This is a genomic window from Streptomyces sp. HmicA12, from assembly GCF_000373565.1.
GTDB lineage: Bacteria > Actinomycetota > Actinomycetes > Streptomycetales > Streptomycetaceae > Streptomyces.
The window spans coordinates 139,156-157,484 of the sequence record NZ_KB891797.1 but is presented as its reverse complement, the minus strand read 5'-3'; the positions used below and the strand labels follow the sequence as shown (position 1 = coordinate 157,484).

Sequence of the window (18,329 nt, the reverse complement as noted above, 5' to 3'; positions counted from 1 at the left end):
ACCCGCGGTGATCATGGAGGCAAGAGACTTTCTGCACAGGCTCCGAGGAGGCCGCAATGCGCACCATGACCTACACCGAGTCCCGGGCGAAGTACGCGGAAACGCTCAACGCCGTCGTCGACGACCGCGAAGAAGTGATCGTGACCCGCGCGGGCCGCGAGCCGGTCGTGATCGTGGCGCTCGCCGAGTACGAGTCTCTGAAGGAGACGGCGTACCTGCTGCGCAGCCCGGAGAACGCGCGGCGCATCCTGCAGGCCATCGAGAACCTGGAGAACGGCGACGGTACGGTCAGGGAGCTCGTCGAGTGAAGCCCGTCCGGGACGAGGACGAGGTCCGCATCGCGGCCTGCCGCTACCACTACGAACGATGAAACGCCCGAGGGCGGCACCCCCTCGTGAAGAGGAGATGCCGCCCTCGGGACGTACAGACTGGCCGAACCAGGTCAGGGACCGGCTCAGAAGTCCATGTCACCGCCCGGCATGCCGCCGCCGGCCGGGGCAGCGCCCGCCTTCTCCGGCTTGTCGGCGATGACGGCCTCGGTGGTGAGGAACAGCGCGGCGATCGACGCGGCGTTCTGCAGCGCGGAGCGCGTCACCTTGGCCGGGTCGAGGATGCCCTCGGCGATCATGTCGACGTACTCGCCCGTGGCGGCGTTCAGACCGTGGCCGACGGCCAGGTTCCGAACCTTCTCCACGACGACGCCACCCTCGAGACCACCGTTGACGGCGATCTGCTTGAGCGGGGCCTCCAGGGCGAGCTTCACGGCGTTGGCGCCGGTCGCCTCGTCACCCTCGAGCTCCAGCTTCTCGAACACCGCGGAGGCCTGGAGGAGGGCCACGCCACCACCGGCGACGATGCCCTCTTCGACGGCCGCCTTCGCGTTGCGAACGGCGTCCTCGATGCGGTGCTTGCGCTCCTTGAGCTCGACCTCGGTCGCGGCACCGGCCTTGATGACCGCAACACCGCCGGCGAGCTTCGCCAGGCGCTCCTGCAGCTTCTCGCGGTCGTAGTCGCTGTCCGAGTTCTCGATCTCGGCGCGGATCTGGTTGACGCGGCCCTGGACCTGGTCGCTGTCACCGGAGCCGTCGACGATCGTCGTCTCGTCCTTGGTGATGACGACCTTGCGGGCGCGGCCGAGCAGGTCGAGACCGGCGTTCTCCAGCTTGAGGCCGACCTCCTCGGAGATGACGGTGCCACCGGTGAGGATGGCGATGTCGCCGAGCATGGCCTTGCGGCGGTCACCGAAGCCCGGGGCCTTGACGGCGACGGACTTGAAGGTGCCACGGATCTTGTTGACGACCAGGGTCGACAGGGCCTCGCCCTCGACGTCCTCGGCGATGATCAGCAGCGGCTTGCCGGACTGCATGACCTTCTCGAGCAGCGGAAGGAGGTCCTTCACGTTGCCGATCTTCGAGTTGACGATGAGGATGTACGGGTCCTCCAGCGAGGCCTCCATACGCTCCATGTCGGTGGCGAAGTACGCCGAGATGTAGCCCTTGTCGAAGCGCATACCCTCGGTGAGCTCAAGCTCCAGACCGAAGGTCTGGGACTCCTCGACGGTGATGACGCCTTCCTTGCCGACCTTGTCCATGGCCTCGGCGATGAGCTCGCCGATCTGGGTGTCGGCGGCGGAGATGGAGGCCGTCGAAGCGATCTGCTCCTTGGTCTCGACCTCCTTGGCCTGCTCGAGCAGGGCACCGGAGACGGCCTCGACGGCCTTCTCGATACCGCGCTTGAGGGCCATGGGGTTGGCACCGGCGGCCACGTTGCGCAGACCCTCGCGCACCAGGGCCTGGGCCAGGACGGTCGCGGTCGTCGTGCCGTCACCGGCGACGTCGTCCGTCTTCTTCGCGACCTCCTTGACCAGCTCGGCGCCGATCTTCTCGTACGGGTCCTCGAGCTCGATCTCCTTGGCGATGGACACACCATCGTTGGTGATCGTGGGGGCGCCCCACTTCTTCTCGAGGACGACGTTGCGACCCTTGGGGCCCAGGGTCACCTTGACGGCGTCGGCGAGCTGGTTCATGCCGCGCTCGAGGCCGCGCCGTGCCTCCTCGTCGAACGCGATGATCTTGGCCATGTGAAGTGGTCCTCCCGGACGGGGTGGAAACGCAAACGGACCGTGCTGGTGCCCGCGACGGACGGCCCTTGAGCCTTGTGGTTCCTTGCCCCACCCGGCTCCCGGACCTCACCGACCCGATCCAAGTTCTGTCACTCTCACTCGGAGAGTGCTAAGCCCAATGATTAGCACTCGACCCATGCGAGTGCAAGCGGCTACCACAGATCGGGCGGGGGCGCGCGCAGCACGAAGGGCCCGTCCCCGGCGAACCGGGGGACGGGCCCTTCATGGACGTACGAAGCTTGCGTGCTGCAGTCAGTCGCGCGCTCAGCCGGCGGCCAGGCGGACCATGTCGGCCTGCGGCCCCTTCTGGCCCTGCGAGATTTCGAATTCAACTCGCTGACCCTCTTCGAGGGTGCGGTAGCCGTCCATCTGAATCGCGCTGTAGTGGACGAAAACATCCGCACCACCGTCGACCGCGATGAAGCCGTACCCCTTCTCCGCGTTGAACCACTTGACGGTGCCCTGAGCCATGCCTAACTCCCCTATTACTGGCCCTTGCGCAGGACCGCACTTCGCGGACCCGGGTCAGACCTCACGCCCCATGGGATATGGGGGTGTGCGCCGGAACGCGTCGACCGCGGCTGAATGTATCTGCCCAACTGCCGTCTGCAACAGGTCAGTCGGACGAGAATTCTGGGCACGCGTGATCGCGGAAAACGGTCCAACTCGACGGATCTCAGGGCAAGTCGGGCCGTGCAAATGCCATAAAGGGCCTGAAAGGGCGGAGTACTTTGGCTGCTTCTTGTCGGCCCCCGGGAGAGAACTCATATGCGCCTGTCATGCGCCACCTTCGGGACCGAACCAGCTTCCCCAACTGTACCGCGCTCAACCATGCAGAATTGCCCCCTCCGCTTCTCTCGCGGAGGGGGCAATTCACGTGACTCTGAGGAGAACGGCGAAAGATCGCCGAAAGATCAGCCGCCGGCGACGGCGGGAATGATCGAGACCCCGGCGCCGTCCGGCGTCGCCGTCTCCAGGCCCTGCTCGAAGCGGACGTCGTCGTCGTTCACGTACACGTTGACGAAGCGGCGCAGCTTGCCCTGGTCGTCCAGGACGCGGGCGGCGATCCCGGTGTGGTTCTGCTCCAGGTCGGCGATGACGTCGGCGAGGGTGGCGCCCTCGGCGGGGACCTCGGCCCGGCCGCCGGTGTAGGTGCGGAGGATGGTGGGGATGCGGACGGTGACGCTCATGGTGGGTGACTCCCGGTGCTACAGGTTCGGTTGGCTCAGTGGGCGGCGAGACCGGCGTCGCGGAACGCGTCGAGGCTCGGCCGGATCGTCGCGGTCGCCTGCGAGGAATCGGCAACGGCGTCGAGCGTCTTGAGCCCGTCCCCGGTGTTCAGGACGACGGTGGTCAGCGACGGGTCGATGAGGCCCGCCTCGATGAGCTTCTTGGTGACGCCGAGCGTCACGCCGCCCGCCGTCTCCGCGAAGATGCCCTCCGTCTGCGCGAGCAGCTTGATCGCGTCGACGACCTGCTCGTCGTTGACGTCCTCCACCGCGCCGCCGGTGCGGCGCGCGATGTCGAGGACGTAGGGCCCGTCGGCCGGGTTGCCGATGGCGAGGGACTTGGCGATCGTGTCCGGCTTCTGCGGACGCACGACGTCCTGGCCGGCCTTGTACGCGACCGAGACCGGGGAGCAGCCCTCGGCCTGGGCGCCGAAGAGCTTGTACGGCTTGTCCTCGACGAGGCCGAGCGCGATGAGCTCCTTGAGACCCTTGTCGATCTTCGTGAACTGGGAGCCGGACGCGATCGGGATGACCAGCTGGTCCGGGAGCCGCCAGCCGAGCTGCTCGCAGATCTCGTACGCCAGCGTCTTGGAGCCCTCGCCGTAGTACGGGCGCAGGTTCACGTTCACGAAGCCCCAGCCCTCGCCCAGCGGGTCGCCGATGAGCTCGGAGCAGAAGCGGTTCACGTCGTCGTAGTTGCCCTCGATGGCGACGAGGTCACCGCCGTAGACACCGGCCATGACGACCTTGCCCTGCTCCAGGTCGTGCGGGATGAACACGCAGGAGCGGAAGCCGGCGCGGGCGGCGGCGGCGCCGACGGCGCCCGCCAGGTTGCCGGTGGAGGAGCAGGAGAGCGTGGTGAAGCCGAAGGCGCGGGCGGCCTCGATGGCCTGCGCGACGACGCGGTCCTTGAAGGAGTGCGTGGGGTTGCCGGAGTCGTCCTTGACGAACAACTTGCCCTGCTCGACGCCGAGTTCACGGGCGAGGTTGTCGGCCTTGACCAGCTTGGTCCAGCCCGGGTTCAGGTTCGGCTTCTCGGCGACGTCGGCCGGGACCGGCAGGAGGGGGGCGTAGCGCCAGATGTTGGCCGGGCCCGCCTCGATCTGCTTGCGGAGCGCCTCGGGGTCGCCGACGGGAAGGTCGTACGCGACTTCCAGAGGCCCGAAACACTCGACGCAGGCGAAGATCGGTCCGAGCTCGAACTTCGCGCCGCACTCACGGCAGGAGAGGCCGGACGCGGGGCCGAGGTCCACCGTGGTGGTGGCGGGGGTGTCGGTGGCAAAAGTCTGTGCAGCCATGGAGGCGAGGCCCTTTCTCCTCATCTTCCTCGCGACGCATCTCGCCACGAGACGGAATTGGCACCTTCCCGAGCCGGGAGCCTCGCGACGTCGACGGTGAGCGTCTTACGAGACCGGCTGGAGGGTTGCCGGGGCTTCAACGGGCCGTATCCCTCTGCCCCTCTGGATGAGCGGTATTCGGTTGTGGCACTGCGATTGTTACCTCGCGGTAAGGCGCGGTACGGGCGACGGGGACCCCGACATGCGATGGTCACCGACCCTGTTCAAGACTGTAACTGAAGGGGTGGACCCTTGAGATAGTCGTCCGAACCGCGAGATGGATCACATCCCCCGTATCCCCCCGCACCGTGAGGAGCCGCGCAACGTGCTGGAAGAAGTCGAGCGCTGGCTGAGCAGGCGCTCCTGGTCCGTGACCGACCGCCCGCTGCACCAGCTGACCGCCGCGAAACGCGCCACCGGCCAGACGGTGAGCGTCGTGCTGCCCGCACTCAACGAGGAGGAGACGGTCGGGGAGATCGTCGCGATCATCCGGCGTGAGCTGATGACGGGCCCGACGCCGCTGGTCGACGAGGTCGTGGTCGTCGATTCCGGCTCCACGGACCGTACGTCCGAGGTCGCGGCGGCGGCCGGCGCGCGCGTCGAGCACCGGGACGCGATCCTGCCGCGGATCGCGGCCCGCCCCGGCAAGGGCGAGGTGCTGTGGCGTTCCCTTCTGGTCACGTCCGGCGACATCGTGTGTTTCGTCGACGCCGATCTGAAGGAGTTCTCGGCGGACTTCGTCTCCGGGATCGTCGGGCCGCTGCTCACCGACCCGGGCGTGGACTTCGTGAAGGCGATGTACGACCGCCCGCTGGCCGGCGCGGCGGGCCAGGGCGGCCGGGTCACCGAGCTGATGGCGCGCCCGATCCTCAATCTGCACTGGCCCCAACTGGCCGGATTCGTCCAGCCGTTGGGCGGCGAGTACGCGGCCCGCAGGTCGCTGCTGGAACAGCTGCCGTTCCCCGTCGGGTACGGGGTGGAGCTCGGGCTGCTCGTCGACGCGCTGCACACCGTGGGCCTGGACGCGCTCGCCCAGGTCGACGTGGGGGTCAGGATCCACCGGCACCAGGACGGGCAGGCGCTCGGGCGGATGGCCGCGGCGATCTACCGCACGGCCCAGCTGCGGCTGGCGCGCGGACACATGGTGCGGCCGGTGCTCACCCAGTTCGAGCGCGGCCCCGACGGCTTCGAGCCGCGGGTGCACTCGGTGGACACCGAGGAGCGGCAGCCGATGACCGAAATCAGTGAGTATGCGGAGCGTCGCGTGGCTTAATCACGGGATAATAGGCTCTTTTCCCTACATTGCCCTTTATGTGGCTGAGACAGGTACAGAGCACCCTGGCGGCGCTGGCCGCCTCAGCAGCGGCCGCCGCGACGCTCGTCGCCGCGGCCGTTCCCGCGTCCGCGGTCGTGGTCGAACCGTTCGCCCAGCGCTACGACGAGGCCGTCTACGGCGACTTCCTCACGCTGGGCAACACCGTGATGCAGTGCCCGTCCACGCCCGCCGACGACGCGGCGCGCTGCCTGGCCGCGCAGGCGGGCACGACGACCGAGAACAACAACCAGTTCGACATGCAGTACACGGACACCGCCGGCTTCGGCACCGGGGTCCTGAACTCCTCCACCGGCCAGGTGACGATCCCGCCCGGCGCCACCGTCGCCTACGCCCGCCTGTTCTGGGGCGGCAACGACGGCACGTACAAGCTGGGCAACAACCAGATCGCGCGCTGCGACACCGCGGGCCTCGCCACCTCGCCCACCGACAGCGGCCCGCTGGACACCCGGCCGCTGGTCAGGGTCGGCGGCGGCGCCGAGACCCGGGCCACCGTGCAGAACGCGGTGCGCACCCCCGCCGCCGTCGGCGGCCCGCACTACTACACCGCCGAGTCCGACATCACCGCGCTGTTCGCGGGCGTCACCACCGGCACCCCGGTGCCCGTCGCGGTCGGCGACATCTGGGCCCCGACCGGCAAGGGCTGCGTCGGCGGCTGGTCGCTGACCGTCGTCTACCAGTACGACGGCCCCAACGAGCAGTACGCGCCCACCCGCCGCAACGTGTACATCTACGGCGGCCACGTGGTCCAGCAGTCCAAGGACCCGGACACCACGATCGGCATCGACGGCTTCTACCGCGCGGGCAACAAGGACGTGCGGGCGAGCGTCACCGCGTACGAGGGCGACGCGAACGTGACCGGTGACGCGTTCCTGGTCAACGGGACGCGCATCTCCGACCCGGACAGCGGCGGCGGCACCAACAACTTCTTCAACAGCCGCGCCGAGGGCTGCCTCGACCCGTGCGAGGGCAACAACTTCAGCATCGACGCGAAGACCGCGACGATCCCCTCCAGTGTCATCCCGGAGGGCGCGACCTCCGCCGACCTGACCTTCCGCACGCGGGGCGACACGTACGTGCCGTCGGCGCTGGCGTTCTCGGTGCCGGTGCCCGACCTGGAGGTCAGCAAGACCGCGTCACCGAAGACGGTGCGGCCGGGCGACAAGGTGACGTACACGGTCACGGCCAAGAACATCGGCGGCGTCGACTACCCGGGCGCCAAGTTCGCCGACGACCTGTCCGACCTGCTCGACGACGCGACGTACAACAACGACGCCAGCGCGAACATCGGCACCGTCACGTACGACCGGCCCCGGCTGAGCTGGACCGGCAGCGTGCCCGAAGGGCGGACGGCGACCATCACCTACAGCGTCACCGTCCACGACCCGGTCGACGGTGACGGCAGGCTCACCAACAACGTGATCGCCGACACCCCGCGCACCAACTGCGACGACGGCTCCACCGACCCGAGCTGCGGTGCCGCCCCCACCATCGAGGAGCCGGAGCCGACGCCGCCGCTGGACGTCACCGTCCCCGACCTGCCGGACAACCCGAAGCCGGGCGACCTCCTCGTCCCCGTCGTCATCCGCAACCCGGCCTCCGTCCCACAGGAGACGGTCGTCAAGGACGACGACGGCACCCACCACATCACGGTCCCGCCCGGCGGCCAGGTCAAGGTGCCGCTGCACTTCAAGGTGCCGAACACCCCCGGCGAGAAGGTCGTGCGCACACTGGTGATCCCGAACAGCGTCTGCGCGGCGGGCAGCACCGCCCCGCGGTGCACGCTCACCTTCACCGTGGGCCGCGTCCAGGCCCGGCCCACGCCTCCCCAGCCCCGGCCGCACCACCCGCAGGGCCCCGAGCTGGCCGAGACCGGCACGGACACCCCCACCCTGCTGTACGGCGGGCTCGCCGTGTCCCTGTGCGGACTCGGCGCGCTGATCCTCTCGGCGGTCCGCAGGCACAAGGACTGACCCGCGACGGAGCGTTCGTATACGGCCGGACCCCGAACGGGGTCCGGCCGTACGTTTGAATTCTTCCGGGTCGGGCTAGCGTGCCCGTATGGCTTCCACGCATGGTGCTGCTGAGGTTCTCGTCGCGTCCAACCGCGGCCCCGTCTCGTACGTCGTCGGGGACTCGCCCGACGGATCAGGGATCGAGGCGAAGCGCGGCGGCGGCGGTCTCGTCTCCGCGCTCAGCGTCGTCGAGGACAAGCTGTGGGTGTGCGCGGCGCTCGACGACGGTGACCGGGCCGCGGTGCGCGCCGGGATCACCGAGCCGGGTGTACGCATGCTGGACATCGACCCCGAGGTGCACACGGACGCGTACAACGGGATCGCGAACTCGGTGCTGTGGTTCGTCCACCACATGCTGTACCAGACGCCTCTGGAGCCGTCGTTCGGCCCGGAGTTCCGCCGCCGGTGGGCGTCCTACGAAGCGTACAACCGGGCGTTCGCCGAGGCGCTGGCGGAAGAGGCGGCGCCGGGCGCGACGGTCGTGGTCCAGGACTACCACCTGGCGCTGGTGCCGGGCATGCTCCGCGAGCTCCGCGAAGACCTGCGCATCGGGCACTTCTCGCACACCCCCTGGGCGCCCGTCGACTACTTCCGGATGCTGCCCGACGACATCGCCGAGCAGCTGCTGCGCGGCATGCTCGGCGCGGACCGGCTGGCCTTTCTGACCCGGCGCTGGGCGGACGCGTTCATCGAGTGCTGTACGCGGATTCTCGGGGGCACGTCGGGCACCCGGATCGGGGTGCACGGGCTCGGCGCCGACGCGGACTTCCTGCGCGAGCGGGCGCACCGCGACGACGTGGAGGAGCGGCTCGCCGCGCTGCGCGAGCAGGTGGGCCCCGGGCGCAAGGTCGTGGTCCGGGTGGACCGCACCGAGCTGTCGAAGAACATCGTGCGCGGGCTGCGCTCCTTCGAGCTGCTGCTGGAGTCGCGGCCCGAGTGGCGGGAGAACGTGGTGCACGTCGCGTTCGCGTACCCGTCGCGGCAGGACCTGGCCGTGTACCGCGACTACACGGCGGAGGTGTCACGGGTCGCCGAGTCCATCAACTCCCGCTTCGGGACTCCGGGTTGGACGCCGGTGGTGCTGCACGTGAAGGACGACTTCGCGCGCTCGCTGGCCGCGTACCGGCTCGCGGACGTGGCGCTGGTCAACCCGGTCAGGGACGGCATGAACCTCGTCGCGAAGGAGGTGCCGGTCGTCTCCGACGAGGGGTGCGTGCTGGTGCTGTCGCGGGAGGCGGGGGCGTACGAGGAGCTGGGCGAGGACGCGCTCGTGGTCAACCCGTACGACCTGTCCGGCACGTCGGATGCGCTGGCCGCGGCGCTGGGCATGCCGGAGGACGAGCGGGTCGAGCGCACGAAGCGGCTCGCGGCGGCGGCCACCGCGTTGCCGCCCGGCGCGTGGTTCCTGGAGCAGTTGGAGGCGCTGCGGGATTGAGGGGCGCGTTGTCGGGTGCGGGCCCGGTGGGGCTTCTCGCGCAGTTCCCCGCGCCCCTTTTCGCCCTCGCGTCTGGCGCGTTCCCTTGTCGGGCGGCCGCGGATCGTGGGTGGTTGCTCGCGCAGTTCCCCGCGCCCCTGAGGGGAAGCTGCGCGCAGCGCATGCTTCAGGGGCGCGGGGAACTGCGCGAGAAGCCCCACCGGGCCACAGACGATCAGGCGGCAGCGGCTCGGGCCAGCTGTTCCAGCAAGGTCACCACCCCCGCAGGCCCGTCGAGGACCAGGTCCGCCCGGTCCGCCAGCTCCGTGATCACCGTGTCCGCCGCGACCAGCACCCCGGGCACCCCGTCCGACCGCAGCTTCTCCACCGCCGCGAACGCGGGCAGGTCGCCGAGATCGTCACCCGCGTACAGCACGGACTCCGCGCCCACCTCCCGTACGTACTCGGTGAGCGCCACGCCCTTGTCGACGCCCGGCGGCCGCAGCTCAAGGACCATGCGGCCGGGCTCGACGATCAGCCCGTGCCGGGCGGCGAGGGCGCTCAGGGGACCCTTCAGGGTCTCGAACGCCCCCCGCGGGTCGCCCGCGCGGCGCGTGTGCACCGCGACGGCCTGCCCCTTCTCCTCCACGTACGTGTCGTGCCACAGGCCGAACTCACCCAGCACGCCCGGGAGTTCGGCGCGCACCGAGGCGACGCCCGGATGCGGGACGGGAGCGTGGACCGTGCCGGTGACGGCGTCCCAGCGCTCGGCGCCGTAGTGCCCGAGGACCACCAGGTGTTCGAGCCCCGGCGCCCCCGCGAAGGCACCGTGCCGCACCGCGACCCCGGCCGGCCTGCCGGTGATCACGGCCACCGAGGCGACGAGCGGCGCGAGGGCGGCGAGGGCGGGGACCGCGCCGGGGTGGGCGCGGGCCTGTTCGGGATCGGGCACGATCGGGGCGAGCGTGCCGTCGAAGTCGAGCGCGATGACGGCTTTCTGGGGCCGGGCGACGATGGCGGCCATTCCGTCCCGGCCGGCGACAGTCCGTAGGGCGTCCATACGGGTGACCCTAAGGGGCCGCGGGGCTGAGGGCGATAGCGGCCGGGCCTCAACGCTCCCGGCGCTGGGCGTCCCGCACCCGCCGCAGCCGGTTCACCGTGACCGGTGCGGCCTCCAGCGCGCGGGGATCGTCCAGCAGGGCGTTCAGGAGCTGGAAGTAGCGGACCGGAGCCAGGTCCAGCTCCTCCCGGATGGCACGCTCCTTCGCGCCCGGGGACGCGAAGCCACGCCCCTCGAACGCGAGCACCGCGCGCTCGCGGTCACCGAGAGGGGGGCGGGAGTCCATGCCCGCCACGCTACTCGGCGGACTCCGCGGCCGCCGCCTCGGCCTGGATCCCGCCGAGCACGGCCGCCGCGCTGCCGTTCGCCGTGACGGCGGCGCTGATCCGCTTCTTGATCTGGGCGCTGACCTGCGGCCAGGACGTCTTGTTGGCCGGGTAGTACGTGGCGTCGGCCAGCTCGTCGATGAACGGCCGCAGCGCCTTGTCCTGCGACGAGTCCACCATCGCGTCGGAGGCGGAGACCGTGACGGGCGCCAGCGTGTACTCGCGGGAGAAGTCGAGGACGTTCTTCCGGTTGTAGACGTAGTCGAGGAACTCGCCGGTCTCCTTGGGGTGGCCGCCCTGCTTGAACGCCATCATCCAGTCGTTCACGCCCATCCGGCTCTTGGGCGTACCGCCGGGACCGGGGATGGCGACGTCGCCGTAGTCGACGCCCTGCGCCTTGGCCATGTTCATCAGCGTGGGGTGCCCGGAGATCATGCCGACCTCGCCCTTGGCGAACGCCTTGAAGGCGGGGGTGCGGTTGAGGTCCGAGGGGGCGGTGGGACCGGTGAGGCCCTTGCCGACCAGGTCGGTCCTGAGCCAGTTCAGGGCCTGGACGTTCTTCTTGGTGTCGATGGCGTACGAGCCGACGTTGTCGGTGTAGCCGCCGCCGTTGCTGAGCATCCAGATCAGGGTCTCGGCCTGCGCCTCCTCGGTGCCCAGCGGCAGCGCGAAGGGGTAGGTGACGCCCTGCGCCTTGAGCACGCGGGCGTCGGCCACCAGCTCGGACCAGGTCTTCGGCGGCGTGATGTGCGCCTTCGCGAAGAGGTCCTTGTTGTAGAAGAGGCGGCGGGTGGAGGCGGCGAAGGGCAGGCCGTACTGCGTGCCGTTGATCTTTCCGGCCTGGCTCATCTCGTCGACGAAGTCGGCCTGGACGGGCACGGAGAGCAGCTGGTCGGCGGAGTAGAGCTTGCCCGCGGCGGCGTAGTCGGCGTACGCGCCGATCTGCGCCATGTCGGGGGCCTCGCCCGCGTCGACCATCTCCTTGACCTTGCTGTCGACGTCCTGCCACGAGTAGACGTCGACCTCGACCTTGATGTCGGGGTGGTCCTTCTCGAAGGCGGCGGCGAGCTTGTCCCAGTACTGCTGGGAGTTGTTGGCCGAGGAGTCCCCGTAGTCGGCGGCGACGAGCTTGAGGGTCACGTCGCCCGATCCGCCGCCGCACGCGGTGAGCGTGCCCGCCATGCCCAGTGCGGCCGCCGCCGCGATCAGACCGGTGATGTGCCGCTGCACCGTGTGTCCCACCCTCGTACTCAGGAATCCGGAAGTCGAGCGTAAGGTCTACACCACCCAGATCTCACTTCGGCAACAGGGCTGGTCCGGCCGCCGTGCGCACATCCCCGTACAAGATCCCTGCAAGTGGACTAGACCTCTCAAGGGTCGACGCGCGACACTGTCCCCCGTGAGACATGTCATCGCCCTGGACGTGGGCGGCACCGGGATGAAGGCCGCCCTGGTCGGGGCGGACGGCACGCTGCTGCATCAGGCGCGCCGGGCGACACAGCGCGAGCGCGGCGGCGACGCGGTCGTCGAGACGATCCTCGGCTTCGCCGCCGAGCTGCGCGCGTACGGGGAGGAGCACCTCGGCGAGCCCGCCGTGGCCGCCGGGGTCGCCGTGCCCGGGGTCGTCGACGAGGAGGCCGGCGTCGTCGTGTTCGCCGCCAACCTCGGCTGGCGGAACCTGCCCATGCGGGCGCTGCTCACCGAACGGCTCGGCGACATCCCCGTCGCCCTCGGGCACGACGTGCGCACCGGCGGGCTCGGCGAGGGCCGGCTCGGCGCGGGCAAGGACGCCGACCGCTTCCTGTTCATGCCGCTGGGCACCGGGATCGCGGGCGCCATCGGCATCGAGGGCCGCATCGAGCCCGGCGCGCACGGTTCGGCGGGCGAGATCGGCCATGTGGTCGTGCGGCCCGGCGGGATCGACTGCGGCTGCGGCCAGCGCGGCTGCCTGGAGCGGTACGCCTCCGCGAGCGCCGTCACCCTGGCCTGGCAGGCGGCCACCGGCGACGAGAAGGCGACCGCAGCCGACTGCGCCGCGGCCGTCGACGCGGGGGACGGCCGGGCCGTCAAGGTCTGGCAGGACGCCGTGGACGCGCTCGCCGACGGACTCGTCATGGCGCTCACTCTGCTGGACCCGCGCACCCTCATCATCGGTGGCGGACTCGCCGAGGCCGGGGAAACCTTGTTCACACCCCTGCGGGCGGCCGTCGCCGAGCGCGTGACGTTCCAGTCGCCGCCCACGATCGTCCCGGCCGTCCTCGGGGACAGCGCCGGGTGCCTGGGCGCGGGACTGCTCGCCTGGGACCTGCTCGACCGCGTAGAGCTCGACCACACCGCAGCCACTGGATCCTCGGAGGTAACCGCCTGATGGCCACAGCAAAGGTGCTCGCCGGCGCCCGGGTGGTACTGCCCACCGGGACCGTCACCGACGGACGCGTCATCGTCGACGGCACGAAGATCGCCGGCAGCGCCCCCGAGAACGCCGAGGTCGTCGACCTCGCCGGCCACTGGGTGGTGCCCGGCTTCGTCGACATGCACAACCACGGCGGTGGCGGCGCGTCCTTCACCTCCGGCACCGTCGACGAGATCCTCAAGGGCGTCCACACCCACCGCCTGCACGGCACGACGACGGTCGTCACGTCCTTCGTCACCGGCGAGATGGACTTCCTCACCCAGCGCGCGGGCCTGCTCTCCGAGCTCGCCGAGCAGGGCGAGATCGCGGGCATCCACTTCGAGGGCCCGTTCATCTCGCCGTGCCGCAAGGGCGCCCACGACGAGACGCTGCTGCGCGACCCCGACCCGGCCGAGGTCCGCAAGCTGATCGACGCCGCGCGCGGCCGGGCCAAGATGGTCACGCTCGCCACCGAGCTGCCCGGCGGCGTCGACTCCGTGCGGCTGCTCGCCGAGCACGGGGTGATCGCCGCGATCGGCCACACCGACGCCACGTACGAGCAGACGGTCGAGGCCATCGACGCGGGCGCCACCGTCGCCACGCACCTGTTCAACGCGATGCCGGCGCTCGGCCACCGCGCGCCGGGCCCGATCGCCGCGCTCCTGGAGGACGAGCGGATCACGGTCGAGCTCATCAACGACGGCACGCACCTGCACCCGGCCGCCCTCGAACTCGCCTTCCACCACAAGGGCGGTGACAAGGTCGCGTTCATCACCGACGCGATGGACGCCGCCGGCTTCGGCGACGGGCGCTACATGCTCGGCCCGCTGGAGGTCGAGGTGAAGGACTCCGTGGCCCGCCTGGTGGAGGGCGGCTCCATCGCGGGCTCGACGCTCACCCTGGACCGCGCGTTCAAGCGGGCGGTCACGGTCGACCGGCTCGCGATCGAGGACGTCGTGCGCGCCCTCTGCGCCAACCCGGCCCGACTCCTCGGCATGTACGACACGGTGGGCTCCCTCGAACCCGGCAAGGACGCCGACCTCGTCGTCCTGGACGAGGAGTTCGAGCTCAAGGGCGTGATGCGCCGCGGCGAGTGGCTCGTCGAGCCGTAACCCGCGGACCTTTCAAGGCGGTTGACCCCGGGACTGGGCCAACCGCCTTGACTTTGGCATGATCGGCCCCCGTTACTGAAAGTACGTACGTCACGTACGCGCATCCATCGGGGGGTGAGGTCCAGTGATCCTCACGGTCACACTGAACACCGCACTCGACATCACGTACCGGGTGCCCGCACTGCGCCCGCACGCCTCGCACCGGGTCACCGAGGTCATCGAACGCCCCGGCGGCAAGGGGCTGAACGTCGCCCGGGTGCTGGCCGCGCTCGGCCACGAGGTGACCGTCACGGGCTTCGCGGGCGGCGCGACGGGACGTACGGTCCAGGATCAACTCCTGGGCTCCGAGCGGATTTCCGACGCCCTCGTGCCCGTCAGCGGTTCGACCCGTCGCACAGTCGCCGTGGTGGACTCCTCGACCGGCGACACGACCCAGCTCAACGAGCCGGGCCCGCTGATCACCCCCGCCGAGTGGGCGGCCTTCCAGGAGGCGTACGGGCAGCTGCTCGGCTCCGCCTCCGCGGTGGCCCTGTGCGGCAGCCTCCCGCCGGGCGTCCCGGTCGGCGCGTACGCGACGCTGGTGCGGGCCGCGCGGGCCGCCTCGGTGCCGGTCCTCCTCGACACCAGCGGCGAGCCGCTGCGCCGGGGTGTGGCCGCCCGCCCCGACCTGGTCAAGCCGAACGCGGACGAGCTGGCCGAACTCACCGGCTCCCACGAGCCGTTGCAGGCCATGAAGGACGCCCGCAGGCGCGGCGCCCGCACCGTGGTCGCCTCGCTCGGCGCGGACGGGCTGTGCGCCCTCACGCCCGACGGCACCTGGCGCGCCCCGGCCCCCGACCGGCTGACCGGCAATCCCACGGGCGCCGGCGACTCGGCGGTGGCGGGCCTGCTCTCCGGCCATGTGGAACACCTGCCGTGGCCGCAGCGCCTGGCCCGCGCGGTGGCGCTGTCGGCGGCGACGGTGCTGGCGCCGGTGGCGGGCGAGTTCGACCGCGAGACGTACGACGACCTGGTGGCGAAGGTGACGGTGACGGAGCGGGCGAGCGCGGCCTAGCCGCCGCGCCCGTCCTCAGCCGTTGGTGCCCTCGACGAGCCACATCTGGTCGAAGTTCGCGTCACACTTGTTGCCCTGCTCGCAGGAGACCGTGATCGCGTTCGTGCCCTTGGTGAGCTGGACGACGGCGTAGGTGTTGGTCCAGCCGTGCTCCCAGTCGCCTTCCTTGGCGTGGGCGAAGTTGGTCATGTTGAGCGGCCGGGTCTGCTTCGTGCCGTTGACGGAGACCGTGGCGTCGGCGTCCTTGCCGGGCACGCCGTACTTCACGCGCAGGCTGTACGAGGCGTCCTTCGGGATGTCGTTGACCGTCCAGGTCAGGCTCGCGCCCACCTTGTTGAAGCCCGCGACGTACTGGCCCCCGGCGGCGTCCGCGCCCTTGACGTCCGAGGCGACGGACGTGCCGCCGGCCAGGGTCAGCGACTTCGCGTCGGTCTTCGGCAGGTCGACCGGGTCGGCGGAGGCGGACGGCGACGCGGTCTCGCTCGGCCGCACGCTCTGCGAGTCGCCGGACGGCTTGCCGCCCGCCTCGTCGCCCTTGCTGTCGTCGTCCGAGCCGTTGCTGAGCATGGCGATGCCGATGCCGATGATCACGGCCGCGACGACGGCGACCGCGCCGATCAGCAGCGCCTTGGTGTTGGGACCGCGGCCACCGCCCCCGCGCCGGGGCTGCGGCGCGCCGGGCTGGGTGGGGGCACCGCCGCCGGGCATCGTCTCGGGAGCCTGGTAGTGCGCGTTCGGCTGGTGGTACGCGGCGGTCTGCTGCTGCGGCGGGACCTGCTGCTGCCCGTACTGGCGCTCGCCGACGGTACGGACCTGGTGGTACGAGGAACGGGATGACCGGGGATTCGGGTAGCCGTAGCCGCCGCCCCCGCCGTCCGGCGGGGTCGCCCCGGCCGCCTGCCCGTCGGCGTACAGATAGCCGAACGGATCGTCGTCCTCGGGCGTGGTGCTCGCGCCGTTGTTGCCGGGCGCCATCCCTGATCACTCCCTACACGTTGCTTACCGGGGCGAGCGTACCCGCTGCGAGTGACCCCAAGGAGTGGCCTTGACCTCACAGGTGGATGAGAATATGCGCCGCCGCAGGTGGCCCCAGGTCTCAGCCTGCGCGGCGGTGCTGCTTCGCACGTGATCTTTTCTCCACGTACATCCGCTGGTCAGCGGATTGCAGTACTTCTTCGGCCGTCATGCCGCAGTGGGCCCAGCCGATGCCGAAACTCGCCCCCACCCGGACCGCCCGGCCGTCCACCCGGATCGGGGGAATGATGGCGTTCCGCAGGCGGACGGCGAGGTCCTGTGCGTCGGCGCGGCCGAGGCCGTCGGCGAGCACCACGAACTCGTCGCCGCCGAGCCGGGCCACCGTGTCCCCGTCCCGCACACCGCTGGTGAGACGCCGGGCGACCTCGATGAGGACGGCGTCGCCCGCGTTGTGCCCGAACCGGTCGTTGATGGACTTGAAGCCGTCCAGGTCGCAGAAGAGGACCGCGAGCCCCTTGGTGCCGTCGTCGCTCGTCTCGTCGCCGCCCGGCGCGATCACGTGGACGTGGTGGTCGAACCCCTCGTAGTCCGCGTACCCCTCGTACAGGCCCGAGGGATGTCCGGTCCGGTGCAGGGCGGCGCCGTAGTCGAAGCCGTGGCCGTGGGTGTCGAGGGTCCCGCCGCTGCCGCCCACGTGGTCGCCGTAGGCCGCGTCGAGGGAGTCGATGGCGCTGGGCAGGGCGTCCTGCGGGCGGCGGCACAGCCGGGCGGAGAGCCGCGAGCGCAGCTCCGCCGAGTTCGGCAGGCCGGTCAGGGAGTCGTGCGAGGCGCGGTGGGCGAGCTGCAGCTCGCGGCGCTTGCGCTCCTCGATGTCCTCGACGTGGGTGAGCAGGAAGCGCGGCCCGTCGGCGGCGTCGGCCACCACCGAGTTCCGCAGGGAGACCCAGACGTACGTGCCGTCGCGGCGGCCGAGCCGCAGCTCCGCGCGGCCGCCCTCGGCGGAGGTGCGCAGCAGGGTGCCGATGTCCTCGGGGTGCACGAGGTCGGAGAAGGAGTAGCGGCGCATGGCGGAGGCGGGGCGGCCGAGGAGCCGGCACAGCGCGTCGTTGGTCCGCAGGATCCGGCCGCGGTCGTCGCCGCCCAGCTCGGCGATGGCCATGCCGGAGGGCGCGTACTCGAAGGCCTGCCGGAAGCTCTCCTCGCTGGCGCGCAAGGCCTGCTGCTCGCGCTCCAGGCGGACGAGGGCGCGCTGCATGTTGGCGCGCAGCCGGGCGTTGCTGATGGCGATGGCGGCCTGGAAGGCGTACATCTGCAGGGCCTCGCGGCCCCAGGCGCCGGGTATCCGCCCGTTGCGCGGGCGGTCCACGGAGATCACGCCGATCAGTTCGCCGCCGGCGGCGCCGGTCGCGTACATCGGGGCGAAGAGCCGGTCGGAGGGGTGCCACTCGTCCTCGAAGCGGGGCGGCGGCCCGTCCGTGAACCACTGCGGCACGTCGTCCTCGTCGAGGATCCAGCCCTCGGTGTGCGGTATGAAGCACAGCTCGCCCCAGCGCTCGCCCATGTTCAGGCGGCGGTCCCAGGCGGCGCGGGAGCCGACCCGGCCGGTGATGAGGGCCTCGGCGGCGGAGTTCCCGGAGAAGGCGGCGACGACGAGGTCACCGTCCGGTCGTACGAGGTTGACGCACGCCAGCTCGAAACCGAGCCCGTTCACCGCGCCGTCGGCGACGGTCTGCAGGGTGTCGGCCAGGCTGCGGGCGGCATTCATGTCCGCCATCACGTGGTGCAGCTGACGCAGGGTCGCAAGACGGACGTAGGGCTCCGACTCGGTCTCCATGCTCAGTTCTCCCCGAGACCTCGACAGCACTCCAGAATTCTGATCGGCTCTTTCTCCGCGCACGTGCAACAGCACGTTCATCTCGCAGTGTCGACCGCCACTGAATCACAGCGCGCTGCCCACTCG

Annotated in this window: 16 protein-coding genes and 1 riboswitch; of the genes, 7 read left to right on the top strand and 9 right to left on the bottom strand. The window is 70.7% G+C overall.

Features of this window, described 5'->3' with window-relative positions; translation table 11 throughout:
* The first annotated feature begins 56 nt into the window (after positions 1-56).
* The gene (locus tag B072_RS0100820) at positions 57-308 is read left to right on the top strand and encodes a type II toxin-antitoxin system Phd/YefM family antitoxin (RefSeq protein ID WP_018528028.1); all 252 of its coding nucleotides are present in this window, start codon (positions 57-59) and stop codon (positions 306-308) included.
* A gap of 146 nt (positions 309-454) precedes the next feature.
* Here the strand turns inward: B072_RS0100820 and groL are convergent, their stop codons facing one another.
* The 4 genes from groL to thrC all read right to left on the bottom strand — a co-directional run bounded on the left by groL (position 455) and on the right by thrC (position 4,673).
* The gene (gene groL / locus B072_RS0100815; protein WP_018528027.1) at positions 455-2,080 is read right to left on the bottom strand and encodes a chaperonin GroEL; all 1,626 of its coding nucleotides are present in this window, start codon (positions 2,078-2,080) and stop codon (positions 455-457) included.
* Between the two features lie 306 nt (positions 2,081-2,386).
* Entirely contained in the window at positions 2,387-2,593 is a 207-nt protein-coding gene (locus B072_RS0100810; protein ID WP_005486335.1) for a cold-shock protein, read from the bottom strand.
* Positions 2,594-3,036: 443 nt separating this feature from the next.
* A complete protein-coding gene (locus tag B072_RS0100805) occupies positions 3,037-3,312 on the bottom strand; it encodes a MoaD/ThiS family protein (RefSeq protein ID WP_018528026.1) in 276 nt (91 codons plus the stop codon).
* A gap of 35 nt (positions 3,313-3,347) precedes the next feature.
* Complete coding sequence (gene thrC / locus B072_RS0100800; protein ID WP_078506237.1) at positions 3,348-4,673, bottom strand: threonine synthase; 1,326 nt, start codon at positions 4,671-4,673, stop codon at positions 3,348-3,350.
* Positions 4,667-4,822, bottom strand: a riboswitch (SAM riboswitch). (Overlaps the previous gene by 7 nt.)
* A gap of 191 nt (positions 4,823-5,013) precedes the next feature.
* On the opposite strand from thrC, the gene B072_RS0100795 reads away from it, so the two are divergent.
* From B072_RS0100795 to B072_RS0100785, 3 genes are all read left to right on the top strand, one after another.
* Positions 5,014-5,961: a glucosyl-3-phosphoglycerate synthase gene (locus B072_RS0100795; protein ID WP_026245324.1), complete on the top strand. Its 948-nt coding sequence runs from the start codon at positions 5,014-5,016 to the stop codon at positions 5,959-5,961.
* A 38-nt stretch (positions 5,962-5,999) separates the two neighbouring features.
* The gene (locus tag B072_RS0100790; RefSeq protein WP_018528023.1) at positions 6,000-7,994 is read left to right on the top strand and encodes a DUF11 domain-containing protein; all 1,995 of its coding nucleotides are present in this window, start codon (positions 6,000-6,002) and stop codon (positions 7,992-7,994) included.
* Between the two features lie 88 nt (positions 7,995-8,082).
* Positions 8,083-9,471 (top strand): alpha,alpha-trehalose-phosphate synthase (UDP-forming), encoded by a 1,389-nt coding sequence (locus B072_RS0100785; protein WP_018528022.1) that lies wholly within the window; start codon positions 8,083-8,085, stop codon positions 9,469-9,471.
* Positions 9,472-9,685: 214 nt separating this feature from the next.
* On the opposite strand, the gene otsB is transcribed toward B072_RS0100785, so the two are convergent.
* From otsB to B072_RS0100770, 3 genes are read right to left on the bottom strand one after another with little or no spacing between them, the layout of a single operon-like run.
* On the bottom strand, positions 9,686-10,510 hold the full coding sequence (otsB, locus tag B072_RS0100780) for a trehalose-phosphatase (RefSeq protein WP_026245323.1): 825 nt from the start codon (positions 10,508-10,510) through the stop codon (positions 9,686-9,688).
* A 49-nt stretch (positions 10,511-10,559) separates the two neighbouring features.
* Positions 10,560-10,796 (bottom strand): DUF3263 domain-containing protein, encoded by a 237-nt coding sequence (locus B072_RS0100775; RefSeq protein ID WP_018528020.1) that lies wholly within the window; start codon positions 10,794-10,796, stop codon positions 10,560-10,562.
* Positions 10,797-10,806: 10 nt separating this feature from the next.
* Positions 10,807-12,018, bottom strand: coding sequence for an ABC transporter substrate-binding protein (locus B072_RS0100770; protein WP_051127074.1), 1,212 nt, complete (start codon positions 12,016-12,018; stop codon positions 10,807-10,809).
* A gap of 217 nt (positions 12,019-12,235) precedes the next feature.
* Between B072_RS0100770 and B072_RS42140 the strand changes: the two genes are divergently transcribed.
* From B072_RS42140 to B072_RS0100755, 3 genes are all read left to right on the top strand, one after another.
* Positions 12,236-13,204, top strand: a complete 969-nt coding sequence (locus B072_RS42140; RefSeq protein ID WP_043243048.1) for an ROK family protein — start codon at positions 12,236-12,238, stop codon at positions 13,202-13,204.
* Entirely contained in the window at positions 13,204-14,340 is a 1,137-nt protein-coding gene (gene nagA, locus B072_RS0100760) for an N-acetylglucosamine-6-phosphate deacetylase (RefSeq protein WP_026245322.1), read from the top strand. Before B072_RS42140 ends, nagA begins: the two co-directional genes overlap by 1 nt.
* A 124-nt stretch (positions 14,341-14,464) precedes the next feature.
* Positions 14,465-15,394, top strand: coding sequence for a 1-phosphofructokinase family hexose kinase (locus B072_RS0100755; RefSeq protein ID WP_018528016.1), 930 nt, complete (start codon positions 14,465-14,467; stop codon positions 15,392-15,394).
* Between the two features lie 15 nt (positions 15,395-15,409).
* On the opposite strand, the gene B072_RS0100750 is transcribed toward B072_RS0100755, so the two are convergent.
* Together B072_RS0100750 and cdgB are read right to left on the bottom strand one after the other, a co-directional pair.
* Complete coding sequence (locus tag B072_RS0100750; protein WP_018528015.1) at positions 15,410-16,369, bottom strand: carbohydrate-binding protein; 960 nt, start codon at positions 16,367-16,369, stop codon at positions 15,410-15,412.
* Between the two features lie 121 nt (positions 16,370-16,490).
* Entirely contained in the window at positions 16,491-18,203 is a 1,713-nt protein-coding gene (gene cdgB, locus B072_RS0100745; protein WP_018528014.1) for a diguanylate cyclase CdgB, read from the bottom strand.
* Positions 18,204-18,329: the final 126 nt, after the last annotated feature.